Here is a 25,068-nt window from a genome sequence, read left to right on the forward strand (position 1 = left end):
CCCCTAGGCCCACGTCGCGCGCGTGTACTGCGGCTGCCAGGCCGCCGCGTCGGCGTCGCCCAGCTCGTGGGCCGCGCGCAGCGGCCAGAACGGGTCGCGCAGCCCCTCGCGGCCCAGCAGCACCGCGTCGGCGGAACCGTCGGCCAGGACGGCCTCGGCCTGGGCGGGATCGGTCAGCAGGCCGACGGCGGCCACCGGCAGCCCGGACGTCTCGCGGACCTCGCGCGCGGCGGGGACCTGGTAGCCGGGCCCGACCGGGATGGTCGCGGGCGCGTTGCCGCCGGTCGACACGTCGACCAGGTCGACGCCGTGCCCGCCGAGCTCCTTGGCCACCTGGGCCACCTCGTCGACGGTGAGCCCGCCCTCGACCCAGTCGGTCGCGGAGAGCCGGACGAACAGCGGCTTGTCGTCGGGCCACGCGGCGCGGACGGCGTCGGCGGTCTCGATCAGGAGCCGCGCGCGATTCTCGAGCGGGCCGCCGTACTCGTCGTCGCGCTCGTTGGACAGCGGCGAGAGGAACTGGTGCAGCAGGTAGCCGTGTGCGGCGTGGAGCTCGACGACGTCGAATCCCGCGTGGTCGGCCCGGCGCGCGGCGGCGGCGAAGGCGGCCGGGATCGCGGCGATCTCGTCGAGGGTCAGGGCGCGGGGCTCGGCGTAGCCCGGGAAGGCCGTCGCGGACGGCCCGACGGTGGCCCAGCCGCCCTGGTCGAGCGGGACCGAGCCGCGCCCGCCGGAGAACGGGGAGAACGTCGACGCCTTGCGGCCGGCGTGCGCCAGCTGGACGCCGATCTTGGTGCCGCGCTCGTGCACGAAGTCGGTGATCCGGCGCCACTCGGCCACGTGCAGGTCGTGCCACAGCCCGGTGTCCTGCGGGGAGATGCGCCCCTCGGGGACGACGGCCGTGGCCTCGGCGATGAGCAGGCCGAAACCGCCCGACGCCCGCGAGCCGAGGTGCACCAGGTGCCAGTCGTTCGGGCTGCCGTCGACGGCGGAGTACTGGCACATCGGCGCCAGCCAGGCGCGGTTGGCGAACGTGGCACCCCGAAGGGTGAGCGGCGAGAAGAGAAGGGTCACGTGCGGTCGCAACCGCCGCGACACCTCCCCGATTCCCCGGGCCCTTGGGCCCCCGTCCCGCCGCGGGGGCCGGTGGACGATGGACGCGTGCTGAGCATCCCGGACGCGGTCGACGCCCAGGCGGCGGCCGCCCGCCACAAGGTCTACCTGACCGCGACGCCCGGGCTGTTCCTGGTCCGCACCATGCTGGCCGGCGCGTACATCGGCATCGGCGTCCTCATCATGGCCACGGCCGGCGGCCCGCTCGCGGTGGCCGGCTCACCGTGGACGCCGCTCGTGCAGGGGCTCGTGTTCGGCGTCGCGCTGACGATCGTGCTCGTCGCCGGCGCGGAGCTGGCCACCTCGGCGATGATGATCCTCACGCAGGGGGCACTGCGGGGCGCCATCGGCTGGGGCCGGGCGGGCGTGACGCTCCTCGCGTGCCTCGTCGGCAACCTGGCCGGCGCGATGGTCTTCGCGTTCCTGGTCCACGCGTCGGGCGTGCTCGCGCCCGGCACCCCGGGCGGCACCGTGCTGGCCGGGATGATCGAGCACAAGGCGCACGAGACCTCCGGGCAGCTCCTCGTCCGGGGGATCCTCTGCAACCTCCTGGTCTGCCTGGCGGTCTGGTGCGCGGCGCGGCTGCGCAGCGAGGGCGCCCGGATCGCCGTCGTCCTCGCGTGCGTGATGGTGTTCATCACCTCGGGCTTCGAGCACGTCGTGGCGAACATGACGACCTTCGCGCTCGGGCTGTACGGCGGGCTGCCCGGGGCGAGCGTCGCGGAGATGGCCCGGAACCTCGCGCTCGTCGGCGTCGGCAACCTGATCGGCGGCGCGATCCTCGTGGGCGCGGCCTACGCGTACGGGAGCCACCCGCGCGGGGCTCACCGAGAGTCCGACGTGCCCGACTCGGGCGCGGTGCACGCCGAGCGGGAGCCGCTGGCAATACGGTGACGGGACAGCGACGTCGACCGGCGCCGCACCCGCGTGGAACGCCCGAGGAGCACGCATGAGCACCTCCGACCCGACCCGCCCCGGCGGTCCCGACGAGGCATCGTCCGCCGACGAGGCCGCCGCCACGGTCGAGCAGACCACCCCGGCCGTCGACGACGCGCAGGCCCACGAGGTCGCCCCGACCGTCGAGACGCTGGACCCGCCGACCCCGACGGAACGTACGGAGCCGGAGCCGGAGCCGGAGCCCGAGCCCGCCGCGGAGGCCGCACCCCCCACGACGACCCCCGTCGAGACAACCCCTGTCGAGACGACCCCCGTCGAGACAAGCTCCGTCGAGACGACCCCCCCGGCGACGACGGAGTCCGCCCCGGTGGAGCCGCCCGCGGCCACGGGCACCCTGCCGCTCGCCACGACGGCCGAGCCGGTCCCGGACACGGGCCGGCACGCGGTCGTCCGCCCGGCCCCGACACCGCCCGACGAGCCCGCACCGGACCCGGTCGCGACGGCGCCCGCCACGCCGCCGGTCGAGCCGGTCGCGGAGCCGGTCGCCGACCCCGTCGTCCCGGTCGCGGCCTACGGTGCCGCCTCGGCCGCGGCGCCCATCGAGACCCCCGCCGCGACCGCGCCGGCCGCGGAGGAGGAGCGCCTGTTCCCCGACCCCAACGCCCCGCGCTCGACGTCGGTCGGCTCCCACATCCTCGGCGTCCTGGTCGGGCTGATCCTGGGCCCGGTCGGCGTCGCGGTGCTGCTGCTGGGCGAGTCGCGCATCCTCGCGGCGCAGGTCGACGGCTGGGACGCGTCCACCGAGGTGCTGGGGATCGTGCTCGTCTCGCTCGGACTGCTGCTGCTCGGCTGCGTGCTGCTGCTGGCACTCTGGACGCCCGCGGTGCCCATCACGGCGGGATCGCTGCTCACGCTGGCGGGGATCGTGTACCTGTACGTGCCGTCGATCGCGCGCGAGCAGACGCTCAACATCCTCACGTCGTCGGGCTGGCGCCTCACGGTCACGCAGGTGACCGTCGCGGGGACCTCCGGCATGGTCCTGGCGGCCGGCTTCCTTCTGCTGCTGGCCGGCCTGGTGGCGGCGTCGGCCCGTCGGCGGGGCGTGCACCTCGGGGAGTTCCGCGAGCGCCACCGCGTCTGAGCAGGGAGCATGGGGACGCCGGGTGTCCGGCTAGAGTGCGGAGCCGGGCCCCAGGGCCTACCTGCACCGACGTCGCTGCACAGGAGGTCGTCCGTTGACCGACACCACGCCCGCCGAGGGCGCCCCGACCCACGAGCCCGGCCTCGAGAACCTGCTCACCGAGGACCGCCGGTTCCCGCCGAGCGCGGAGTTCGCCGCCCAGGCCAACGCCCAGCTCGACCTGTACGCGTGGGCCAACGCCGACCGCCCCAGCTTCTGGGCGGACCAGGCGCGCGAGCTGCTCAGCTGGGAGACGCCGTTCGAGGAGGTCCTCGACTGGTCGAAGGCGCCGTTCGCGCGCTGGTTCGCCGACGGGACGCTCAACGCGGCGTACAACGCGGTCGACCGGCACGTCGAGGCCGGCAACGGCGACCGCGTCGCGCTGCACTTCGAGGGCGAGGGCGGCGACACCCGCACGGTCACCTACGCCGACCTGCAGCGCGAGGTGTCCAAGGCCGCGAACGCCTTCACGGCGCTGGGGGTCGGCACGGGCGACCGCGTCGCCATCTACCTGCCGCTGATCCCCGAGGCGGTCGTCACCATGCTGGCGTGCGCCCGCATCGGCGCGCCCCACTCGGTCGTGTTCGGCGGGTTCTCGGCCGAGGCGCTGAGCAGCCGGATCAACGACGCCGAGGCCAAGCTCGTCGTGACCGCGGACGGCGGCTACCGCCGCGGGGCGCCCAGCGCGCTCAAGCCCGCGGTCGACGAGGCGCTGACCAAGGGCACGCCGTCGGTCGAGCACGTCCTCGTCGTCAAGCGCACCGGCCAGGACGTGGCGTGGAACGACGGCGTCGACGTCTGGTGGTCCGACGTGGTGGACCCCGCCTCCGACCAGCACACGCCGGTCGCGGTCGAGGCCGAGCACCCGCTGTTCATCCTCTACACGTCCGGCACCACCGGGAAGCCGAAGGGCATCTTCCACACCACCGGCGGCTACCTCACGCAGGCGGCGTACACGCACCGTAACGTCTTCGACCTCAAGCCCGAGACCGACGTGTACTGGTGCACGGCCGACATCGGCTGGATCACGGGCCACACGTACGTCGTCTACGGGCCGCTGATCAACGGTGCCACGCAGGTGATCTACGAGGGCACGCCGGACACCCCGCACCGCGGACGGTGGTGGGAGATCATCGAGAAGTACAAGGTCTCCATCCTGTACACGGCGCCCACCGCGATCCGTACGTGCATGAAGTGGGGCGAGGAGATCCCCGGCAAGTTCGACCTGTCGAGCCTGCGGGTGCTCGGGTCGGTGGGCGAGCCCATCAACCCCGAGGCCTGGATGTGGTACCGCCGGGTGATCGGGGGAGACAAGGCTCCGATCGTCGACACGTGGTGGCAGACGGAGACCGGCGCCATCATGATCAGCCCGCTGCCCGGTGTCACCGAGACCAAGCCGGGCTCGGCGCAGGTCCCGCTGCCGGGCATCGCGGCCGACGTCGTGGACGACGAGGCGCACTCCGTGCCGAACGGCCACGGCGGGTACCTCGTGCTCACCGAGCCGTGGCCGTCCATGCTGCGCGGCATCTGGGGCGACCCGGACCGCTACGTCGACACCTACTGGTCCCGCTTCCAGGGCCTGTACTTCGCGGGCGACGGCGCCAAGAAGGACGCCGACGGCGACATCTGGCTGCTCGGCCGCGTGGACGACGTGATGAACGTGTCCGGCCACCGGCTGTCGACCACCGAGATCGAGTCCGCGCTGGTGTCGCACCCCTGGGTCGCGGAGGCCGCGGTCGTCGGGGCCGCCGACGAGACCACCGGGCAGGCCGTCGTCGCGTTCGTGATCCTGAGGGGCGACGCGGGTGGCGGCGACCAGGACGCGGACGCCGTGCAGACCGAGCTGCGCAACCACGTGGCCAAGGAGATCGGCCCGATCGCCAAGCCGCGGCAGATCCTCGTGGTCGCGGAGCTGCCCAAGACGCGGTCCGGCAAGATCATGCGCCGCCTGCTGCGGGACGTGGCCGAGAACCGTCAGGTCGGCGACGCGACGACGCTGGCGGACTCGTCGGTCATGGACCTGATTGCTCAGGGGCTGTCGGCTCCGGGAGCGAAGCAGGAGGACTGAGCCGGAGCGCAGCGCAGGGTGGGGGTCGCGGAGCGGCACGCGCCCGTAGCGGAGCGCAGGCTCAGGCCGACCTCAGCCAGGAGGACTGAGCTCGCGCTCGTCCGCCGAGGCTTCCGCGGCGGCGTTGGCCGGGCTCAGCGCGAGAGCGATGCACCCGGCCAACGCCAGAAGCGTGCCGATGACGGCCGCCGCGACCCAGCCGTCGCGGATCTTGTCCCCGAGCACGGCGATGCCGACGACGCCCGGGATGACGACCTCGAGCACGGAGACGATGGCCGCCGCCGTGCCCACCGAGCCGCGCTCGAGCGCCCGCAGGTACGCCAGGGCGCCGGCGATCGCGCAGAGCGCGATGGCGATGGCCAGCGGCTGGAAGACCGTCGCGACGAAGCCCCCGCTCTCGGTCGCCGCGCGGGCGGCGATCGCGGCACCGGAGTAGCCGAGGCCCCCGAGGATGCCGAGGACGACCGGCGGGCCGGCCCTGTAGAAGACGGCGGTGAGCACGACGAGCCCCGCGGACGCGGCGATCATGATCGTGACGAACCCGGCGGGCGGCGCGACCGCGGGCTGCTCGCCACCGGCGAGGGAGACGAGCACCAGGGCGCCGACGACGACGATCACGGCGACCCGGTCGATCGGCCGCATCCGGGTGCCCAGCACGAAGCGCGCGAGGATCACCACGACGACCAGCGACGACGCGATGATCGCCTGCACGACGAACAGCGGCAGCTTGTCCAGCGCGACGAGCGACAGCACCCAGGCGAGCCCGTCGACGACGAACGCGGCGATCACCAGCGGCTGCTTGACCACCGCCAGCCCGGCGGCCTTCCGGGTGGCGACCGCCTGCATGATCGTGCTGACGCCGTACGCGATCGAGGAGACGACCGCGGCGAGGATCGCGACGATCACGTCGCCGCGCCGAGGTTGCCGAGGAAGCGGCCGATCACCGGGATCTCGGTGACTCCCTCCGCGCCGGCCAGCACGAGGGCCTGGGTCGCGACGAACTCGACGGAGTCGAGGATCACGTACCGCGCCACCCAGCCGGGGTCGAACTTGTCGTTGAACGTGCTGAGGGTGCCCATCTGGGTGCCCTGCGACAGCCGCTGGAGGATCGGCCGGGCGAGGGCGTCCATCCGTGACCCCGCCTCCGGGTCGCCCTCGAGCACCTCACGCATCATGGCGAAGTTCAGGCCGAGCCCGCGTTCGCCGCGGCCGGCCAGGTGGGCGATGGTCGCGACGATGGTCGAGTCGATGAGGCCGTTGGGCAGGTCCTCGACGTCGGTCCGGCGCCGCATCACGTCGAGCGACCAGCCGCCGATGTCCCGGGCGGGAACCCACTGGCAGAACGCGTCGACCCGGCCGTCCGGGTTCCGCGTGACGGAGAGCAGCAGGCCGGTGTCGTCGGGCTGGAACAGCCGCGAGAGCGTCATCGAGAACCCGCGCTCGGTGTCGCCCTGCCGGGACTCGTCGCTCATCGCCTCGATCTGCGCGCGCAGCGGCGCGTCGAGCGTCGCCGGGTCGTGGAAGCTGGTCACGTAGCCGGCCCGGTCGACGCGGTTCACGGCTTGGCGCAGCGACTTGTGCGACCGGCCCTCCAGGCCGAACGTCGAGCAGTCGACGATGGCCTCGTCACCCAGGTAGACCGTGCGCAGGCCGCTCGACTCGTACTCGGGCAGCCAGTCCGCGGCGGCGCCGATGACCGCGACGGACCAGCCGAAGTCGTCGGCGTAGTCGAGGAACTCCGCCCACGCGAGCACCTTCTCCCCGGGCGGCCCGATCGGGTCGGGCGAGACGAGGCAGACGCCGCCGCGCACCGAGTGCGCCACCACGGACTCGCCGCTGAAGAACCAGTCCTTGTCGTCGCGGAGCGCGAAGTAGTCGAGCGTCCCCCCGCCGTGGCGCTGCACGACGAGCCGTGCTCTCTCGCGCTCGTCGCGGTGGTCCTGCGGGCTCAGCCGGCGCGGGCGGCGGGGCGACAGGAGCGACCACAGCATGACGACGACGGACACCAGGATCAGCGCGTACGTGATCGGCGCCAGGACCCGTCCGAGGCGATCGATCTGCTCGTCGGTCGGGTCCGCGACGAGCGCCCAGACGACCAGGCCGACGAAGAGGACGACGAAGAACACGAGGGCCGCGACCAACGAGATGACCGCCCGGCGGACCGCGCGACGTGTCGGCAGCACGGGGAACGCCTTGCCCTGCGTGGCCAGCCAGACCGCCGCCGCCCCCACGACGGCGGCGGACAGGACGTCGGGACCCTTGGCGAGGTGGAGCGCCGCCGAGAATCCCAGCGTCACGATCGTCGCGATCCACGCGAGGCGATGGCCGCGCCGGAGCCCGCGCGCGGTGAGCAGGAGGACGACCGACACGAGCACCAGGGTGGGCCGCGCGGTGTGGACCACGAGGCCCGGGACCAGGTCCCGGACGAACCCCATCCGCTGCCACAGCGGGTGGATCGCCGCCGAGAGCAGACCGACCACGGCCAGCACGAAGACGACGCGGGAGGCGACGACCCGGACGCGACCGCGACGACGCTGCTCCTCGATGGCGGACCGGGCGCTTCGCGGGAGGAGCACGCTGGTGGCCGTCATGCGTCCAGTGTGCCCGGTTCTGTCTGAGGGGCCGAGAGGGGTGCGAGGCTGGTCCCCTACAGCTGTCGGACACCAGGGGGCGTGGATGGTCGTCACCGAGGACCCTCCGGGCAGCTCCCTGCCCCCCGACGTCGTCCGCGCGCTCGGCGGCGGCGGGGACTGGATCAGCTCGTGGTGGACCGTGGCCGTGCTGCTCGCGCTGGCGGCGGCGGTCGTCGTGTGGGCCGTCCGCCGGCGCCGGCGGGATCACGGGTCGTGGCCTCTGTGGGTGTGCAGCGGGCTCGGCGTGCTCGCCGCTCTCGGCATCACGGCGAACATCGTCGTCGGGTACGTGCCCAACGTGGGGGCCGCGCGCGTGACCCTGTCCAGCTGGGGCATCGGGGCCCCGCCCGCGCCGCTCGAGCACGGCAGGGCGGAGGCGGAGTCGGGCGGCACGGAGCTGGGCCGCGTCGAGGCGGTTCACGTCCCCGCGCCCGCGGCGGACCGGATGCCGGGCGACAGCCTGACGTGGATCTACACGCCGCCGGGCTACGAGGGCTCGACCGAGCGCCTCCCGGTGGTCTACCTGGTGCACGGCAGCCCGGGCGAGAGCGGCGACTGGTTCGCCGCCGGCAACGTCCCGACCGCCATGGACGTGCTGCTCGAGCATCGGCTGGTCAAGCCGATGATCGTCGTCGGCATCGACGTCAACGGCACCGGGCCGAGCGCCGAGGACACCGAGTGCCTCGACTCGACCACGGGCGGCTCGCAGGTCGAGACCTACATCTCCGACACGCTGATCCCGTGGGTCGACGCCCACTACCGGACGGTCGACGACTGGGCGCACCGGGCCATCGGCGGGTTCTCGTCGGGCGGCTTCTGCGCGATCGACCAGGGCCTGCGGAACCCGTCGCTGTACGGCGTGATCCTGGCGCTGGACACCACGGGCGATCCGGGCACGGGCGGGACGGCGATGCTGGCGACGAAGGCGCAGTGGCAGGAGCACGACGTCACCGCGTACGCGTCGACCATCGCCCTGCCCCACGACGTCGCCGTCTTCATCGACCTCGCGGGCGCGAACCACGGGCAGCCGCGCAAGGACAGCACGGCCATCGCGGCGGCCCTGAAGGCACGCGGGCAGGACGTCCTGCTCCGCGAGGAGCCCGGCCTGAGCCACACGTGGAACTTCGCGCGCGCGGCGATCCCCTACGGGCTGGTGTTCGCGTCGGCGCACCTGGAGGGGCCGGGCAAGGGCTGAGGTCAGCGCCGGTGTGAAGCGTTTCGGGCCGTGGAGCGGGCCCGGGCGACCTGGTTGTGTGACGACGCACCCGCCCGTCGGCCGGCCGGCGGAACGGCGGGCGGGTGCATCCACTCGTCGACCGCCCGCTGCGCGGTCGCCACCAGTCGCCCACGGAACGAGGAAGTCCCATGAGGGTTCGTAGGTCCCTGCTGTCCGGCGCCGCCCTGGCCGCCGCCGTCGTCGCGCTCGGCGCCACGTCGCTGATCTCCACCGCGGCGCAGGCCGCGACGCCTCCCGGCCTCCACGTCTCCGGCACCCAGCTGGTCGAGAAGGACGGGACGCCGTTCGTCTCCCGCGGCGTCAGCCACGCGCACACCTGGTACACGTCGCAGACCGCGACCGCGATCCCCGCCATCCGCGCGGCGGGTGCCAACGCCCTGCGGGTCGTCCTGTCCGACGGCACGCGCTGGACCAGGAACGACGCGACGGACGTCGCGAACATCATCAGCCTGTGCAAGGCGAACAAGCTGATCTGCATGCTCGAGGACCACGACACCACGGGCTACGGCGAGGAGGGCGCCGCCTCGAGCCTCGACACGGCCGCGAACTACTGGATCTCGCTGGCCTCCGTGCTCAAGGGCCAGGAGGACTACGTCCAGATCAACATCGGCAACGAGCCCTTCGGCAACAACGACACCGCGAACACGAAGTGGGCGGGCGACACGGCCGCGGCGATCACGAAGCTCCGTGCGGCCGGGCTGCACCACAACATCGTGGTCGACGCGCCGGCCTGGGGTCAGGACTGGAAGAACGTCATGCGGGACAGCGCGGCGACCGTGGCCGCCGCCGACCCCGACGCGAACACGCTCTTCTCCATCCACATGTACGGCGTCTACACCACGGCCTCGTCGATCACCACGTACCTCGACGCGTTCAAGGCCGCGGGGCTCCCGCTGATCATCGGCGAGTTCGGCTACCGGTCCAGCTCCGCCGACGTCGACGACGCGACCGTGATGTCCGAGGCCGTCAAGCGGAACATCGGCTACTACGGCTGGTCGTGGTCGGGCAACACCGACCCCGTGCTCGACATGGTGCTGGGCTTCAACCCCGCCAGCCTGTCGCCGTGGGGCCAGAAGGTGCTCAACGGCGTCAACGGCATCAGGTCCACGGCCGTCACCGCCAGGATCTACGGCGGCGTGCAGCCGACGACGCCCGCGCCGACCACCCCGGCCCCGACGACTCCCGCCACCACCACGCCGGCGCCCACCACCCCCGCGCCGACCACGCCGGCTCCGGGCAAGGCCTGCACCGCGTCGCTGGTCGTGAGCAACACGTGGCCCGGCGGCTACCAGGCCGCCGTGACGGTCACGGCCGGTACCGCGATGATCAGCGGCTGGACGACCGCGTTCTCGCTGCCGGCCGGCGGGTCGGTGCAGAGCGGCTGGTCCGGCACCTACGCCCGGTCCGGCACCACCGTCACGGTGTCCAACGCGGCGTGGAACGGGCTGCTCGGGTCCGGCGCGAGCACCACCTACGGGTTCGTGGGCAGCGGCACCGCCCCGGGCTCGTCGGCCGCGGTGACGTGCACGGCGAGCTGATCGGCTGACGGAGGGCCGGGTCGTCGGGACCCGGCCCTCCCTCGGTCAGTCCGCCCAGAGCCGCCGGAGGTTGCGGGCCGCCTCCCGGCCGGCGCGGTTGGCGCCGACGGTCGACGCGCTCGGACCGTAGCCGACCAGCTGGATCCGGGGGTCGGCCACCACCTGCGTGCCGTCCATGACGATGCCGCCGCCGGGCGCGCGCAGGCCCAGGGGTGCGAGGTGGTCCAGGGACGCCCGGAAGCCGGTGCACCACAGGAGCGTGCGCGCCTCGACGTGCGCAGGTCCGCCGACCCAGCCATCGCCCGGCTGGTCGGGGGCGTCCCACTCGACACCGCGGGGCGTGATCCGGTCGAACATCGGACGCGCGCGCAGCACGCCCGCGGTGATGCCGACCCGGTAGGCGGCGGTCAGGGGCAGGCCGGTGACGCTGACGATGCTCTGCGGCGGCAGCCCGGCTCGCGTGCGCTCGTCCACCTGCGCCACCGCGTCCCGACCGACCTCGGGCGTGAAGACCTCGTCCCGCCACGCGGGCGGTCGCCGGGTGACCCAGGTGGTCGTGGTGACCCGCGCGAGCAGGAGGCTCAGCTGCACGGCCGAGGTGCCGCCGCCGATCACGACCACGTGCCCGTCGGCGAGGTCCTCGGGGAGCCGGAAGTCGTGCGAGTGGAGCTGCCGACCGCGGAACCCGCCCCGGCCGGGGTAGGCGGGCCAGAACGGCTTCTGCCAGGTGCCCGAGGCGTTGATCAGGCCGCGCGCCCGCCAGACGACCGACTCGTCGGGCCGCTCCGTGCCACGCGACCGGACGAGCAGACGGTCCTGCGACGACTCCACCCGCTCGACGCGCACGGGCCGCTGCACGTGCAGGTCGAAGGCCTCCTCGTACTGCGCGAAGTAGTACGGGACGGCGAACGCGGCCGGCTCGTCGAGGTCGGGTACCAGCAGCGGCATGCCGGGCAGGTCGTGCACGCCGTGGGCGTCGGCCATGGTCAGGCCCGGCCACCGGTGCTGCCAGGCGCCGCCGGCCTGCGGGGCGTCGTCGAGCACGACGAACGTCGCGTCGGCGTGCTCCCAGTCGGGCTCGCCCACGGCGACGAGGCCCGCGCGACGCAGGTGGTATGCGGCGGACAGGCCGGCCTGCCCCGCCCCGACCACCACGACGGTGACGTCCACGGGGTCCTGATCCGCGCCCGAGCGGCGCGCGCGCCGGGAGCGGCGGGTGTCCGGGGTCCCGCCGGTGGCTGTCGGAGGGCTCGGGGAGGGGTCCATGGCCCGACCAACGTACCCGCTCCCCGGAGCCACTCTCCCAGACCCCAGGACGGGTCCCCCGGGCCGGGCCGGTCGCGTGGTGGGATGGGGCCATGGTCGACGAGGTGTCCACGCAGGTCGTCGTGAGTGCGACGGCCGGTCCGCTCGGCGCGGCGACCGCCGGGGCGGTCCGGCTGCTGGCCGACCGGGCCGCGGCCGTGGACGGCGTGGCCCCGCTGTCGGAGCAGCCGCTGCTCTGGCTGACCGAGCCGGAGGCCCCGGTGATCCACCTGCGGGCCGAGGCGCCGGACGGGCTGGTCGGGTACGCGCAGCTCGACGTCGGCTCGCAGTCGTCGGTCCGCGCCGAGCTCGTCGTCGACCCGCAGCACCGCCGGGCCGGCATCGGCCGCGCGCTGCTCGTCCGGGCGCTGGCCGAGACCGCGACGGTCCGGGGCCGGACGCTGCGGGTCTGGGCCCACGGGGACCTGCCACCGGCCCGGGCGTTCGCCGTCGACGCCGGGATGCCCGTGGTGCGCGAGCTGCTGCAGATGCGGCTGGACCTCACCGCCCGGCCGGCCGTCGAGCCCGTCCTGCCGCCCGGCGTCACCGTGCGCGCGTTCGTGCCGGGTCGTGACGAGGAGGCGTGGCGTCGCGTGAACTCCCGCGCGTTCGCGCACCACCCGGAGCAGGGCCGGATGACGTCGGCGGACCTGCGGGCACGGGAGGAGGAGCCGTGGTTCGACCCCGCGGGCTTCCTGCTGGCCGAGCGCGACGGGATCCTGCTGGGCTCGGTGTGGACCAAGGTGCACCCGGCCGGTGAGCACGGCGACGAGCCCGTCGGGGAGATCTACGTCGTCGGCGTGGACCCGGACGCGCAGGGCCTCGGGCTCGGCCGGGCGCTCACCGCCCTGGGCCTGGACCACCTGGCCGGCCGGGGCCTGTCGGCGGCCATCCTGTACACCGGCGCGGAGAACACGGTGGCGGTGCACACGTACGAGCGCGCGGGCTTCGCTCGCTCGGCCGTGGACGTGATGTTCGGTTCCGATACCAAGAGTTCACCTCCGGGTGTCACGATGGGCGCATGACGGACGCCACTGCCATCGACCCGTCCCTGGCGGCTCACATCGCCGAGCACGTGCTGCCCGCCCCCCTGCCCGAGCTCGACGAGGAGCTGCTCGACACGGAGCCGCTGCCCGACGACCGGTTCCTCGACCGCGAGCTCTCCTGGCTGGCCTTCAACCAGCGAGTGCTGGAGCTGGCCGAGGACCAGGACATCCCGCTGCTGGAGCGCGTCCGCTTCCTGGCGATTTTCGCGTCCAACCTCGACGAGTTCTTCATGGTCCGCGTCGCCGGCCTCAAGCGCCGCATCGCCACGGGGATCGCCGTCACCGCCGCGTCGGGCCAGTCCCCGCGCCAGGTCCTCGAGTCGATCAGCGAGGAGGCGCACCGGCTCATGGACCGCCACGCGGCGGTGTTCTCGGAGCAGGTGCAGCCCGCGCTGGCGAAGGAGGGCATCACGCTGGTCCGGTGGGACGAGCTGGGCGAGAGCGAGCAGGACCGCCTGCGCAAGTTCTTCCGCCGGCAGATCTTCCCGGTGCTGACCCCGCTGGCGGTCGACCCGGCGCACCCCTTCCCCTACATCTCGGGGCTCTCGCTGAACCTCGCGGTCGTGGTGACCAACCCGGCCACGGGCAAGGAGCACTTCGCGCGCGTGAAGGTGCCGCCGCTGCTCCCCCGGTTCATCGCGGTCGACGCCTCCGGCCGGCCGAGCGCGCCGGACGTGCAGGCGGCGTCGCCCGAGAAGGGCCCGATGTCGTTCGTCCCCGTCGAGGACGTCATCTCCGAGCACCTCGAGCAGCTGTTCCCGGGCATGGTGGTGCAGGAGCACCACACGTTCCGCGTGACCCGCAACGAGGACGTCGAGGTCGAGGAGGACGACGCCGAGAACCTCCTCAAGGCCATGGAGAAGGAGCTGCTGCGCCGCCGGTTCGGCCCGCCGGTCCGGCTCGAGATCGCGGACAGCATCAGCCCGCGCATCCGGCACCTGCTCATCCGCGAGCTCGGCATGGCGGAGGACGAGGTCTACCAGCTCCCGGCGCCGCTCGACGCGACCGGGCTCAACCTCATCGCGGACCTCGACCGCCCCTCGCTGCAGTACCCGCGGTTCGTGGCCTCCACGCCTCGCCAGCTCGCCGAGGTCGAGAGCGCGACGCCTGCGGACATGTTCGCCAAGATCCGCGAGCGCGACATCCTGCTGCACCACCCGTACGACTCGTTCTCGACGTCGGTGCAGACGTTCCTGCAGCAGGCCGCGGCGGACCCGCAGGTGCTGGCCATCAAGCAGACGCTGTACCGGACCTCCGGCGACTCCCCCATCGTCGACGCCCTGATCGACGCCGCCGAGGCCGGCAAGCAGGTCCTGGCGCTGGTCGAGATCAAGGCGCGTTTCGACGAGCAGAACAACATCTCGTGGGCGCGCAAGCTCGAGCAGGCCGGCGTCCACGTGGTCTACGGCATCGTCGGCCTGAAGACGCACTGCAAGCTGTCGCTGATCGTGCGCCAGGAGGCCGACGGGCTGCGGCGCTACTGCCACATCGGCACCGGCAACTACAACCCGAAGACGGCGCGCCTCTACACGGACCTCGGGCTGCTCACCAGCGAGCCCGAGGTCGGCCAGGACCTCACGCGCCTGTTCAACCAGCTGTCCGGGTACGCGCCGAAGTCACGGTTCCACCGCCTGCTCGTCGCCCCCCGCTCCGTGCGGGCCGGCCTGATCGAGCGCATCGACCGCGAGGCCGCCGCGGCCCGCGCGGGCCGGCCGGCGTGGATCAAGATCAAGGTCAACTCGATGGTCGACGAGGCCACGATCGACGCGCTGTACCGCGCGTCCCAGGCCGGCGTCGCGGTCGACCTCGTCATCCGCGGCATCTGCGCCCTGCGCCCGGGGGTCCCGGGGCTGTCGGAGACCATCCGGGTGCGTTCGATCCTCGGCCGGTTCCTCGAGCACTCCCGCATCTTCGCGTTCGCCGCGTCGACGCTCCCCGAGGAGGCGACGTTCGAGGGGCCCGAGGTCTACATCGGCTCCGCCGACCTCATGCACCGCAACCTCGATCGCCGCGTCGAGGCGCTCGTGCGGGTGTCCGACCCCGACCAGGTCAGCGAGCTGGTCGAGCTGCTGGACGAGTCGATGGACGACGGCACGTCGTCGTGGCACCTCGACCAGGACGGCACGTGGACCCGGCACCACCTCGGCCCCGACGGACCGCTCGCGGACCTGCAGGCCGTGCTGATCCACCGGCAGCGGCGCCGGCCGGGCACCGCACGGTGAGCAGCACCCAGGCACCGGTCGTCGTCCAGGCGGCCGGGGCCCTCGTGTGGCGCGTGCGCCTCGGGCGGTTGCAGGTCGCGCTCGTCCACCGCCCCCGGTACGACGACTGGTCATGGCCCAAGGGCAAGGTCGACCCGGGCGAGACGATCCTGGCCGCGGCGACGCGCGAGGTGGCCGAGGAGACCGGCCACGACGTCGTCCTGGGCGTCCCGCTGCCAGGCCTGGAGTACGCGCTGTCCGACGGTCGCCGCAAGCGCGTGCACTACTGGGCTGCCCAGGTCGCCGGCCGCCCCGACGCCGCCGCGCTGCGCGCCCGGCCCCCCGTGCCGCCCGCCTCGACCAAGGAGATCGACCAGCTCCGGTGGTTCGACGTCGGGACGGCGGCCAAGCGGCTGACCCGCGACGACGACCGGGCACCGCTCGCCACGCTGGTCGAGGCCTACGACAAGGGCCGGCTCGACACCCGCGCCCTCGTGGTCGCCCGGCACGGGACCGCGCGCCGCCGGGCGGACTGGAAGGGCACCGAGCTCGACCGGCCGCTCACCTCCGAGGGCGAGCGGCAGTCACGCGCCCTCGTCTCGATCCTGTCCACGTTCGGCGTCGGGCGGGTGGTCACCAGCGCCTGGGCACGCTGCGTCAGCACGATCGCGCCGTACGCCACGGCGGCGCAGGTCGCGCCCGAGATCTCGCAGATCCTCACCGAGGCGCAGCACTCCAGCTCGCCCGCGCGGGTCGCCGCCGAGGTGCTGGGGCTGCTGGAGTCCGCCGTGGACGCCGTCGTGTGCACGCACCGCCCGGTGCTGCCGACCGTCGTCGACGTGCTCGCCCAGCACGCCACCCGGCAGGTCGCCGACGCGCTCCCCGCCGCGGACCCCTTCCTGCACCCGGCGCAGCTGCTGGTCGCGCACGTGGCCCAGACCGCGAAGGGCCCACGGGTCGTGTCGACCGAGACGCACCGGCCGCACGAGGTCTAGCCCGTCGACGCCGGTCAGGTGAGGATCGGGTTGAGGATCCAGTAGACGCCGGCGGCCGCCAGCGCGGACGCGGGGATGGTGAGCACCCAGGCGTACGCGATGTTCTTGGCGACGCCCCAGCGGACGGCGGACAGCCGCTTGGTCGCGCCGACGCCCATGATCGCCGAGGTGATCGTCTGCGTGGTCGAGATGGGCGCGTGGAGCCAGAAGGCGCTGGCGTAGAGCACGGAGGCGGACACCGACTCGGCGACGAAGCCACGCGCGGGGTCGAGCTCGATGATCTTGCGCCCGAGCGTGCGCATGATGCGCCACCCGCCCGAGTACGTGCCCAGCGAGATCGCGAGCGCGGACGATAGCTTGACCCACAGCGGGATGGTGTCGCCGCTGTAGAACCCGCCGGCGACGAGGGCCAGGACGATGACACCCATCGTCTTCTGCGCGTCCTGGAGGCCGTGCCCGAGGGCCATCGCGGCCGCGGACGCGGTCTGCGCCACCCGGAAGCGCCGCATCGTGCGGGCGGGGGCAGAGTTCCGCACGATCCACAGCACGCCGACCATCAGCGCGAACGCGAGGAAGAACCCGACGAACGGTGAGACCACCATCGGGATGACCACCTTGTCCAGGATCGCGTCCCAGTGCACGGTCACCCCGGCGGCGACGCCGACGCCCGTCAGCGCACCGATCAGGGCGTGGGTCGACGACGAGGGCAGGCCGAGCCGCCAGGTGATGAGGTTCCAGGTGATCGCGCCGATGAGCGCCGACAGCACGATGATCAGCGCCTCCTGGGAGGAGACGCCGCCGATGCTGATGATGTCCTCGGCGATGGTCGTCGCCACCTGGGTGCCCAGCAGGGCGCCGAGGAGGTTGAAGACGGCCGCCATGATGAGCGCGGCGCGCGGCGTGAGCGCCCGGGTCGACACCGACGTCGCGATCGCGTTGGCGGCGTCGTGGAAGCCGTTGGTGTAGTCGAATCCGAGCGCGAACGCGACGACGACGATGACGAGCGCGAGTTCCACCGCGCTCAGGACTCCTTGAGCGCGATGGTCTCGACGGTGTTCGCCACCTTCTCGAACGCGTCGGCGGCGTCCTCGAGCTTCTCGACGATCTCCTTGAGCTTCATCAGCTGGATGGGGTCGGTGACCTCGTCGAACAGCTGGGCCAGGAGCTTGCGGTGGATCTTGTCGGCCTGGTTCTCGAGGCGGTTGATCTCGACCCAGTACTCGGACAGCGAGTCCATGGACCGCAGGCGGGGCATGGCCTCCGCGGTCAGCTCGGCCGCGCGCTGGAGCACCTGGACCTGGTCGGACACCCGGGCCGGCAGCTCGTCCACCTTGTACAGGACGATGAGGTCGGCGGCCTCCTCCATGAAGTCCATGCAGTCGTCGAGGCTCGAGGCCAGCGTGTAGATGTCGTCCCGGTCGAACGGTGTGACGAACGTCTGGTTCAGACGCCGCATGATCGAGTGCGTCGCGTCGTCCGCCTCGTGCTCGGCGTCGGCGATCCTCTTGCCGATCTCCTTGCGGGTGGAGCGATCGGCCCCGAGCATCTCGCCCAGCAGGTTGGCACCGGTGACGAGGTGGACCGCCTGGGCGGCGAAGAGGTCGAAGAACGTGGTGTCGCGCGGGGTGAGGCGCAGGCGCACGGCAGGCTCCGGAGGGCAGGGCGGGAGGTGGGAGATACCAGGGTGGGAGGACGGGATCAGGCTAGGTCACGGTCAGGGGAATGCCTAACGCACGCCGACGTGCGCATGGACACATGGTGACAGCCAGATGACGTCCGCGGAGCCCCGTGCTCCGCGCCCGCGAGATGAGCGACGCCGGACCGCGGAGCGCCTCTCGGCGCGTGGCCGCTCGAAGCGGCTTGAGATGGAGCCCGGGGCTACCGCGGCCCGACGTCGTCCTCCATGGTACGCCCGGACCCCCGGGTCGATCCGGGTGGGCGGCCGCCGACGCGCGGCCCGCGGCCACCCCACCTGCAGATTCATCCCTGCGCGATCAGGTCTCGTGGCCGGCGTTCACTCGAGCCGGTCGGCCCGCCACAACGACGCCGCGTGCTCGAGCTCCTCGGCCGTCCGGACCAGCGACGCGGCGCCGCGGGTGAGCCGGACCGCGCCGGTCGGGTCGACGTCGTCGAGGTGGTCCGCGTCGAACGCGGCGCCCGTGGCGAGCACCCGGCAGAACGCGGCGGCGCGCTCGAGGGCGGCGTCGAGGTCACCCGTGTAGACGCCCGACAGCACGGCGTCGGCGACCGCCCGCACGTCCGCGGGACCCGGGGTGTCCGCGACGCCCGCGACCACGTCGTGCACGGGAGCGGCGGCCACGCCCAGGCGGTACCGGTCGGCGATCGTGGCGGGGTCCCGGCGCACCCACTCGCGCAGCACGTACAACCGCCACAGCGCCCCGGGCAGGGTGTCCGCCGGGCTCTCGGACCAGAGCGCGGCCACGACGTCGAGCCCCTCGGTCTCCACCAGGGACACCAGCCGCGCGACGATCTCGGGGTCGGTGTTCGCCCGGCCCTGGTGCACGAGGGCGGCCGCGGTGGTGTGCGCTGCCTCGTTGCGCAGCGCGGGGTCGTACCCGCCGGGAAGCTCGTCGGCCTGCGCCGGATCGAGCATGGCGGGCCGTCGCGGACGCCGCGCCCCACCGTCGCCACCGCCTGTGCCGTTCATCGGACGATGATCCCCCGGAGACCTCCGCCAGGCCAGCACGCAGCGCCGACGAGCCCCCGACGTGCGCACACACCGCGTCGGGGCCAAGGTGGGGATGATCTCCCGGGAGCGGCCCGGGGGCGACGGAGGTCAGCTCATGTCCCACGCGTCAGGGTCGCCGCAGGGGGCGACCGGGGGATCGGCAGCGACGCCGAACCCGCACAAGAACAAGGCGATCGCACTCGCAACCGCAGCCGCCGTCGGTGGCTTCCTCTTCGGGTTCGACAGCTCGGTGATCAACGGGGCCGTCGAGGGCTTCACCGAGGACTTCAAGATTCTCGACATGAACGCCGGGTCGTTCATCAAGGCCTTCGTCGTCGCGGTCGCGCTGCTCGGCTGCGCCCTGGGCGCCTGGGTGGGCGGAAAGCTCGCCGACCGGTGGGGCCGCACCAAGGTGATGTTCCTCGGCGCAGTCCTCTTCTTCCTCTCGTCGATCCTCTCCGCGTTCGCGTTCGGGGTCTGGGACCTGGCGCTGTGGCGGTTCATGGCCGGCATCGGCATCGGTGTCGCCTCGGTCATCGCACCCGCGTACATCGCCGAGATCGCCCCGGCCGCCGTTCGCGGCCGCCTGGGCTCCTTGCAGCAGCTCGCGATCGTCCTCGGTATCTTCGCGGCCCTGCTCTCCGACCAGCTCCTGGCCCTCGCGACAGGCGTGGAGGACAACCCGGCGTCCGCCGAGCTGTGGTTCGGCCTCGAGGCCTGGCGCTGGATGTTCCTTGTCGCCGTCATCCCTGCCGTGGTCTACGGCATCCTCGCGCTCCGGATCCCCGAGTCGCCCCGCTACCTCGTCTCGATGCGCCGCGAGGACGAGGCCCTCAAGGTGCTCAGCGAGGTGCTGCCCCCCGACGAGGACGCGCAGGAACGCATCGACGAGATCAAGAAGACGATCGCCGAGGACAAGGAGCACGCGCAGCACGCGTCCCTCCGGGGACCCAACGGCGGCCTGCTCCCCGTGGTGTGGGTCGGCATCCTGCTGTCCGTGTTCCAGCAGTTCGTCGGGATCAACGTGATCTTCTACTACTCGAACACGCTCTGGCAGGCCGTCGGCTTCGACGCGAGCGACTCGTTCACCTACTCGACGATCACCTCGGTGACCAACGTCGTCGTGACGTTCATCGCGATCGCACTCATCGACAAGGTGGGTCGACGTCCGCTGCTCCTCGTCGGCTCGGTCGGCATGGCGCTGACGCTCGGCGTCATGGCCCTCGCCTTCACGCAGTCGACCGAGGTTCCCGACCCGGCCAACGCCGGCCAGATGATGACCCAGCTCCCGGACACCTGGGGCGTCGCCGCCCTGATCGCGGCCAACCTGTTCGTCGTGTTCTTCGGAGCGACGTGGGGCCCGCTCGTCTGGGTCCTGCTGGGCGAGATCTTCCCCAACCGCATCCGCGCCGCGGCTCTCGGCCTCGCCGCCGCCGCGCAGTGGATCGCGAACTTCGTGATCACGATCACCTTCCCGCCGCTGCTCGACACGTTCGGCGCGACCATCCCCTACCTGCTGTACGCGATCTTCGCCGCACTCTCGTTCTTCTTCGTGCTCTGGAAGGTCCCCGAGACCAAGGGCATCCAGCTCGAGGACATGGAGGGCGTCAAGGTCGTGCGCGGCCGCCGCGGCTCGGCGACGACCGCCTGATCTCACCGCGAGCGCGGCCGGGCCCGATGGGTCCGGCCGCGCTCGTGTGTCCGGGAATAGTTCCGTGTCTCGGTTGCTTGAAGCAAGCATCAGTCGTATGGTTGCGCCGAGCAACAAAAGGAGTCCCATGTCGTCCGTCCAGCCCGAGCCCCTCACGCAGGCCCTCCTGCGGTCGGTCGAGGCCTTCAGCCGCACCCTGCGCGAGTCGTCCCTCGGCCTGGCCCGCGACATCGGCTGCTCCAAGGGCACCCTCGCCATCGTCCGCATCCTCGAGCGCCGCGGCACCCTCCAGGTCGGCGACATCGCCCACGCGCTCCGCGTCGACATCTCCGTCGCCAGCCGCCAGGTGAGCCAGCTGGTCGACGACGGCCTGGTGGAGCGCGCGGTCGACGACGGGGACCGGCGCGTCCGCACCGTGCGCCTGTCCCCCGCCGGACAGTCACTGGCCGACGAGATCGGGGCGACGCTCGACCGCCGCGCCCACGAGGTCTTCGCCGAGTGGTCGCCGCAGGACGTCGACGCGGCGCGCGTCGCCCTCGACCGGCTCACGACGACGCTGTCCCGGCTCGCCCCGGCCGACGACGTCCTCATCCCCGCCTGACACCACCCCCGACCTGCCGACGACGCCGGGCCATCCCTGCCAGCACGAGAGCGAGACCATGTCCAGCACCACCACCACGCCGGAACCCACCAGCACGGCCGAGACGGCGCCCAAGATGAGCCACCGCGAGGTGCTCGAGTCCCTCTCGGGCATCCTGCTCGGGATGTTCGTCTCGATCCTCGCGACGAGCGTCGTGTCCTCGTCGCTGCCGCGGATCATCTCCGACCTCGACGGCACGCAGTCGGCGTTCACCTGGGTGGTCACGGCCACCCTGCTGACCACCACCATCTCCACGCCGATCTGGGGCAAGCTGGCCGACCTGGTCGACCGCAAGCTCCTCATCCAGCTGGCGCTGACCATCTCGGTGGTCTCCTCGGCGCTCGCCGGGTTCTCCCACAGCACCGGCATGCTCATCGGCATGCGCGCCCTCCAGGGCATCGGCGCCGGCGGTCTGACCGCCCTGGGCACCGTCCTGATCGCCGACATCATCAGCCCGCGCGAGCGCGGCCGGTACATGGGCCTCATGGGCGCCGTGATGGGCATCGGCATGGTCGGCGGCCCGCTCCTCGGCGGCGTCATCACCGACGGCCCGGGCTGGCGCTGGAACTTCTTCGTGGGCCTGCCGTTCGCGCTCGCCGCGATCATCGTGCTGCAGCGCACGCTGCACCTGCCCGCCCGCGCGAAGCGCAAGGTGAAGATCGACTACGCCGGCGCGACGCTGCTCTCGCTGGGCATCGCGACCCTGCTGCTCTGGATCACCTTCGCCGGCACCTCGTTCGAGTGGGCCTCGTGGCAGACCGCCGCGATGGTCGGCGGCTCGATCCTGCTGCTCGCGCTCGCCGTCTGGGTGGAGTCGCGCGCCTCGGAGCCGATCATCCCGCTCCACCTGTTCAAGAACCGCACGCTGGTCATGGCGGTCGTCGCGAGCATCGCCGTCGGCGTCGCGCTGTTCGGCACCTCGGTCTTCCTGAGCCAGTACATGCAGCTGGCCCGCGGCAAGACGCCGACGCAGTCCGGCCTGCTCACCATCCCGATGATCGTCGGCCTGCTGGTCTCCTCGACCATCTCCGGCCAGATCATCAGCCGCACCGGCCGGTACAAGAAGTTCATGATCGCCGGGGCCGTGCTGCTCACCACGGGGCTCGGGCTCATGGGGACTATCCACTTCGACACGAGCTTCGGCCTGGTCGGGCTGTACCTGGTGATCATCGGCGCCGGCGTCGGCATGCTCATGCAGAACCTGGTGCTGGCCGTGCAGAACACCCTCGACGTCAAGGAGATCGGCTCGGGCACGTCGACGGTCGCGTTCTTCCGGACCCTCGGCGGCGCGCTCGGCGTCTCGGCGCTGGGCGTCGTCCTCTCGCACCGCGTCACCTCGCTGATCGCCAGCGGGCTGGCCGGCCTCGGGATCGACCCGTCGGCCATGGGCTCCAGCGGTGCCATCCCCGACCTCTCGACCCTCCCGGAGCCCGTCCGGATCGTCGTCGAGCAGGCCTTCGGCAACGCGATAGCGGACCTGTTCCTCGTCGCCGCACCGGTCGCGCTGGTCTCGCTGATCGCCGTGCTGTTCCTCAAGGAGGTCCCGCTGGGCAACCGGTCGGGCATCGAGCAGCTGCTCGAGCAGGAGGGCGCGATGCTGGCGCCGGCCACCGCCGAGGCTGGCGTCGACGCCGAGCTGGACGCGCTCACCGAGCAGGAGAGCGTCTCCAGTCGCGACTGACCTCCCCACCGCAGCGCCCCGCAACCACGGTTGCGGGGCGCTGTCGTGTCAACTTCACGGTCCGCGATGCCGATGACTGGGGCAACTCAACCGACACGAGGGGACATCCATGTCGTCGATCGCCCCGGGCTGGTACCCGGACCCCGACCCGAGCGCGAGCCCGGGCCGACAGCGCTGGTACGACGGCACGGGATGGACCGCGCACGTGGCTGCGCCGCCGGCCGCCGCCCCGGCAGCGCCCGCCGCGCAGTTCGCCCCGGTCTACACGGCGCCCGCCGCGCAGCCCCACGCCTACGGTGCCGCGCAGGCGACGCAACCGTCCCCGTACGGCACCCCACCGGTGGCGCAGCCGTCGCCCTACGGTTCGCCGTACGCCGGGCAGCCCGCGGGCGTCGCCGGCCCGGAGGCGCCCTGGAACGTGGGGGCACCGACCGGCGGCCGCATCGTGGTCGGCTCGATGACCAAGCAGGAGGTCAAGGCGCTCCCGCGGCGCGAGCGCAACTCGAAGGACCGGCCGGACCTCGACCTCGCGCGCGGCCGGAACCAGCTCACCTACAACGCCGTCCTGTTCGGCATCATCAGCCTGGTCGTGAACCCGTTCCTGGTGTTCTCGATCATGGCGATCGTCTGGGCGGCGCGCGGCATGAAGCGTGCCGACCAGTTCGAGGTCCAGGGCTACCCGCCGCTCGGCCGTTCGCAGGCCGTGGCCGGGATCGTGCTCGGGATCGTCGGCACGATCTTCGGTGTGATCGTCCTCCTGGCACGCCTCAGCTCGATGTGAGCCAGACGCGCCGCCCGACCCCTCCGACCGGGCGGCGCGTCTGTGCTTGGGGGGACCCCTAGTGCGCGCGGCGCGCGGCGGCCAGGTCCTCGTTGAGCCGACCGATCTGCGTGGCGAGCGCCTCGATCTCGGCCTCGTCCCACCCGGAGAGCGCACCGCGCAGGAACGCGCGGCGGGCCTGCTGGGCGGTCTCGAAGCGGTGCCGGCCCTCGTCCGTGAGCTCGAGCAGCTGGCCGCGGTAGTCGTCGGGGTCCGGCCGGCGGGACACCAGGCCGAGCGAGCCGAGCCGCGCGAGCTGGCGCGACATGGTGCCGCGACCGACCCCGATGTTGGTCGCCAGGTCGCTGGCGCGGATGCCGGGGGTCGCCGCGATGAGCGCCAGGAGGGAGTAGGCCGCCGGCTCGAGGTCGGGGTGCACATCCCTGGAGATGGACGCCGAGGATGCTTGCGCGCGGCGCAGGAGGAGGCCGAGCTCGCGCTCGAGCTGCCGGAACTGTTCGTCGACCACGGTCACATCCTGACGGGACCGGCACCGAAAACGCCGCATCGCCACCCCACGGAGTGGGAGCGTTTCAGCAGATCACCGCGCGGATGGGGGTGTCAACACCCAGAACGTCAGCGCGACCAGGTCGCGCGTTGCCTCGCGACGTGCGCGATCGCCGCGATGCGGGCGGGGTCGAGGCGCACCGGCATGGCGCGGAAGACCGCCTGGACGTCCTGGCGGGAGATCGCGAACGCGTCGTGCTGGGGCTGGATGGTGCGGACCTCGAGCTCGCCCTGCACGACGACGACCCCGCGGACGGTGATCGCCGCGCACGCCGCGGCGAGGAGCGCGCCCTGGACGCGGGTGGCCTCGAGCCGCGCGTCGCGCAGGTAGGACATGGAGCGGCCGTCGACCTCGAGGGTGCGGCCCTCCACGACGACGTGCTGGCCGGGGTGCTTGCGCTCCGCGACGGTGAAGATGCCGGCCGGCCCGATGAGCAGGTGCTCGACCAGGCTGCCCTGGCGGCCCAGCGGCACGTCGTGCACCACCTGCCAGCCTTCCTCGCCCAGCCGCTCGAGCCGGGTGCGGACCGAGCTGCCGCGCTCGCCGCGGATCGCCGCGAGGTCGATCGTGTCCCAGTCCTGGCCGCCGAGCCACGCCTGGAGCGCGGCCTCGTCCGCGGGGTCCAGCGAACCGGTGCTCTGGGTCGGGAGCGTCATGGCCAACTCGGCGACGTCCGCACGCAGGTACGCCTGGGCCGCGCGACGCAGGCCGCTCTCGAAGTGGGGGTCGTCGACCACGACCTCGCCGGACTGCAGGTCGACCGATCCGACCCGGGCACCGGTCTCCTGCGTGACGTAGAGACGGTCGGCGCCGTAGCGCCTCCATCTCCGCACTGTCAGGACATCTTCCACGTGTGCATTATCGGC

Annotated in this window: 21 protein-coding genes; 12 read left to right on the forward strand and 9 right to left on the reverse strand. The window is 72.7% G+C overall.

Going from position 1 to position 25,068, the window contains the following annotated elements; all coding sequences use genetic code 11:
• Nucleotides 1-3 precede the first annotated feature (3 nt).
• Entirely contained in the window at nucleotides 4-1,074 is a 1,071-nt protein-coding gene (locus AC1DT4_RS06630; RefSeq protein ID WP_477088979.1) for an NADH:flavin oxidoreductase/NADH oxidase, read from the reverse strand.
• An 87-nt stretch (nucleotides 1,075-1,161) separates the two neighbouring features.
• Between AC1DT4_RS06630 and AC1DT4_RS06635 the strand changes: the two genes are divergently transcribed.
• The 3 genes from AC1DT4_RS06635 (at nucleotide 1,162) to acs (ending at nucleotide 5,258) form a co-directional block, all read left to right on the forward strand.
• Nucleotides 1,162-2,007: a formate/nitrite transporter family protein gene (locus AC1DT4_RS06635; protein ID WP_477088980.1), complete on the forward strand. Its 846-nt coding sequence runs from the start codon at nucleotides 1,162-1,164 to the stop codon at nucleotides 2,005-2,007.
• Between the two features lie 55 nt (nucleotides 2,008-2,062).
• Nucleotides 2,063-3,151, forward strand: coding sequence for a hypothetical protein (locus tag AC1DT4_RS06640; protein WP_477088981.1), 1,089 nt, complete (start codon nucleotides 2,063-2,065; stop codon nucleotides 3,149-3,151).
• Between the two features lie 94 nt (nucleotides 3,152-3,245).
• Nucleotides 3,246-5,258, forward strand: coding sequence for an acetate--CoA ligase (acs, locus tag AC1DT4_RS06645; RefSeq protein WP_477088982.1), 2,013 nt, complete (start codon nucleotides 3,246-3,248; stop codon nucleotides 5,256-5,258).
• A gap of 72 nt (nucleotides 5,259-5,330) precedes the next feature.
• On the opposite strand, the gene AC1DT4_RS06650 is transcribed toward acs, so the two are convergent.
• Nucleotides 5,331-6,164: a hypothetical protein gene (locus AC1DT4_RS06650; RefSeq protein WP_477088983.1), complete on the reverse strand. Its 834-nt coding sequence runs from the start codon at nucleotides 6,162-6,164 to the stop codon at nucleotides 5,331-5,333.
• On the reverse strand, nucleotides 6,161-7,849 hold the full coding sequence (locus tag AC1DT4_RS06655) for a bifunctional lysylphosphatidylglycerol flippase/synthetase MprF (RefSeq protein WP_477088984.1): 1,689 nt from the start codon (nucleotides 7,847-7,849) through the stop codon (nucleotides 6,161-6,163). The genes AC1DT4_RS06650 and AC1DT4_RS06655 overlap by 4 nt, the downstream gene beginning before the upstream one ends.
• Before the next feature lie 85 nt (nucleotides 7,850-7,934).
• Between AC1DT4_RS06655 and AC1DT4_RS06660 the strand changes: the two genes are divergently transcribed.
• Nucleotides 7,935-9,086: an alpha/beta hydrolase gene (locus tag AC1DT4_RS06660; RefSeq protein ID WP_477088985.1), complete on the forward strand. Its 1,152-nt coding sequence runs from the start codon at nucleotides 7,935-7,937 to the stop codon at nucleotides 9,084-9,086.
• 170 nt (nucleotides 9,087-9,256) lie between these two features.
• Nucleotides 9,257-10,666, forward strand: coding sequence for a cellulase family glycosylhydrolase (locus AC1DT4_RS06665; RefSeq protein WP_477088986.1), 1,410 nt, complete (start codon nucleotides 9,257-9,259; stop codon nucleotides 10,664-10,666).
• Nucleotides 10,667-10,711: 45 nt separating this feature from the next.
• Here the strand turns inward: AC1DT4_RS06665 and AC1DT4_RS06670 are convergent, their stop codons facing one another.
• Entirely contained in the window at nucleotides 10,712-11,836 is a 1,125-nt protein-coding gene (locus AC1DT4_RS06670; protein WP_477088987.1) for an NAD(P)-binding domain-containing protein, read from the reverse strand.
• Between the two features lie 188 nt (nucleotides 11,837-12,024).
• On the opposite strand from AC1DT4_RS06670, the gene mshD reads away from it, so the two are divergent.
• From mshD to AC1DT4_RS06685, 3 genes are read left to right on the forward strand one after another with little or no spacing between them, the layout of a single operon-like run.
• Nucleotides 12,025-12,996: a mycothiol synthase gene (gene mshD / locus AC1DT4_RS06675; RefSeq protein ID WP_477088988.1), complete on the forward strand. Its 972-nt coding sequence runs from the start codon at nucleotides 12,025-12,027 to the stop codon at nucleotides 12,994-12,996.
• Nucleotides 12,993-15,239, forward strand: coding sequence for an RNA degradosome polyphosphate kinase (locus AC1DT4_RS06680; RefSeq protein WP_477088989.1), 2,247 nt, complete (start codon nucleotides 12,993-12,995; stop codon nucleotides 15,237-15,239). The genes mshD and AC1DT4_RS06680 overlap by 4 nt, the downstream gene beginning before the upstream one ends.
• Entirely contained in the window at nucleotides 15,236-16,213 is a 978-nt protein-coding gene (locus AC1DT4_RS06685) for an NUDIX hydrolase (RefSeq protein ID WP_477088990.1), read from the forward strand. Before AC1DT4_RS06680 ends, AC1DT4_RS06685 begins: the two co-directional genes overlap by 4 nt.
• 14 nt (nucleotides 16,214-16,227) lie before the next feature.
• On the opposite strand, the gene AC1DT4_RS06690 is transcribed toward AC1DT4_RS06685, so the two are convergent.
• The 3 genes from AC1DT4_RS06690 to AC1DT4_RS06700 form a co-directional block, all read right to left on the reverse strand.
• Nucleotides 16,228-17,229: an inorganic phosphate transporter gene (locus AC1DT4_RS06690; protein WP_477088991.1), complete on the reverse strand. Its 1,002-nt coding sequence runs from the start codon at nucleotides 17,227-17,229 to the stop codon at nucleotides 16,228-16,230.
• 5 nt (nucleotides 17,230-17,234) lie between these two features.
• Complete coding sequence (locus tag AC1DT4_RS06695; RefSeq protein ID WP_477088992.1) at nucleotides 17,235-17,855, reverse strand: DUF47 domain-containing protein; 621 nt, start codon at nucleotides 17,853-17,855, stop codon at nucleotides 17,235-17,237.
• Nucleotides 17,856-18,227: 372 nt separating this feature from the next.
• Complete coding sequence (locus tag AC1DT4_RS06700; RefSeq protein WP_477089025.1) at nucleotides 18,228-18,827, reverse strand: hypothetical protein; 600 nt, start codon at nucleotides 18,825-18,827, stop codon at nucleotides 18,228-18,230.
• 190 nt (nucleotides 18,828-19,017) lie between these two features.
• Between AC1DT4_RS06700 and AC1DT4_RS06705 the strand changes: the two genes are divergently transcribed.
• From AC1DT4_RS06705 to AC1DT4_RS06720, 4 genes are all read left to right on the forward strand, one after another.
• Nucleotides 19,018-20,553, forward strand: coding sequence for a sugar porter family MFS transporter (locus AC1DT4_RS06705; protein ID WP_477088993.1), 1,536 nt, complete (start codon nucleotides 19,018-19,020; stop codon nucleotides 20,551-20,553).
• A 127-nt stretch (nucleotides 20,554-20,680) separates the two neighbouring features.
• Nucleotides 20,681-21,154, forward strand: a complete 474-nt coding sequence (locus AC1DT4_RS06710) for a MarR family winged helix-turn-helix transcriptional regulator (protein WP_477088994.1) — start codon at nucleotides 20,681-20,683, stop codon at nucleotides 21,152-21,154.
• A gap of 58 nt (nucleotides 21,155-21,212) precedes the next feature.
• Nucleotides 21,213-22,874 (forward strand): MDR family MFS transporter, encoded by a 1,662-nt coding sequence (locus tag AC1DT4_RS06715; RefSeq protein WP_477088995.1) that lies wholly within the window; start codon nucleotides 21,213-21,215, stop codon nucleotides 22,872-22,874.
• Between the two features lie 109 nt (nucleotides 22,875-22,983).
• Entirely contained in the window at nucleotides 22,984-23,655 is a 672-nt protein-coding gene (locus AC1DT4_RS06720) for a DUF2510 domain-containing protein (RefSeq protein WP_477088996.1), read from the forward strand.
• A 58-nt stretch (nucleotides 23,656-23,713) separates the two neighbouring features.
• Here AC1DT4_RS06720 and AC1DT4_RS06725 read toward each other — a convergent pair whose 3' ends face one another.
• Together AC1DT4_RS06725 and AC1DT4_RS06730 are read right to left on the reverse strand one after the other, a co-directional pair.
• Nucleotides 23,714-24,163: a MarR family winged helix-turn-helix transcriptional regulator gene (locus AC1DT4_RS06725; RefSeq protein ID WP_477088997.1), complete on the reverse strand. Its 450-nt coding sequence runs from the start codon at nucleotides 24,161-24,163 to the stop codon at nucleotides 23,714-23,716.
• Nucleotides 24,164-24,270: 107 nt separating this feature from the next.
• Entirely contained in the window at nucleotides 24,271-25,035 is a 765-nt protein-coding gene (locus AC1DT4_RS06730) for a nuclease-related domain-containing protein (RefSeq protein WP_477088998.1), read from the reverse strand.
• Nucleotides 25,036-25,068 lie beyond the last annotated feature (33 nt).

The organism is Cellulomonas sp. P4_D11 (assembly GCF_056401915.1).

Excerpts from the sequence above, each read along its gene's own strand:
- AC1DT4_RS06665 (WP_477088986.1), top strand. The coding sequence starts at position 9,257 with ATGAGGGTTCGTAGGTCCCTGCTGTCCGGCGCCGCCCTGGCCGCCGCC.
- AC1DT4_RS06710 (WP_477088994.1), top strand. The coding sequence starts at position 20,681 with ATGTCGTCCGTCCAGCCCGAGCCCCTCACGCAGGCCCTCCTGCGGTCG.
- AC1DT4_RS06680 (WP_477088989.1), top strand. The coding sequence starts at position 12,993 with ATGACGGACGCCACTGCCATCGACCCGTCCCTGGCGGCTCACATCGCC.
- mshD (WP_477088988.1), top strand. The coding sequence starts at position 12,025 with ATGGTCGACGAGGTGTCCACGCAGGTCGTCGTGAGTGCGACGGCCGGT.
- AC1DT4_RS06720 (WP_477088996.1), top strand. The coding sequence starts at position 22,984 with ATGTCGTCGATCGCCCCGGGCTGGTACCCGGACCCCGACCCGAGCGCG.
- AC1DT4_RS06660 (WP_477088985.1), top strand. The coding sequence starts at position 7,935 with ATGGTCGTCACCGAGGACCCTCCGGGCAGCTCCCTGCCCCCCGACGTC.
- AC1DT4_RS06700 (WP_477089025.1), bottom strand. The coding sequence starts at position 18,827 with ATGCTCGATCCGGCGCAGGCCGACGAGCTTCCCGGCGGGTACGACCCC.
- AC1DT4_RS06705 (WP_477088993.1), top strand. The coding sequence starts at position 19,018 with ATGTCCCACGCGTCAGGGTCGCCGCAGGGGGCGACCGGGGGATCGGCA.
- AC1DT4_RS06640 (WP_477088981.1), top strand. The coding sequence starts at position 2,063 with ATGAGCACCTCCGACCCGACCCGCCCCGGCGGTCCCGACGAGGCATCG.
- AC1DT4_RS06655 (WP_477088984.1), bottom strand. The coding sequence starts at position 7,849 with ATGACGGCCACCAGCGTGCTCCTCCCGCGAAGCGCCCGGTCCGCCATC.
- AC1DT4_RS06715 (WP_477088995.1), top strand. The coding sequence starts at position 21,213 with ATGTCCAGCACCACCACCACGCCGGAACCCACCAGCACGGCCGAGACG.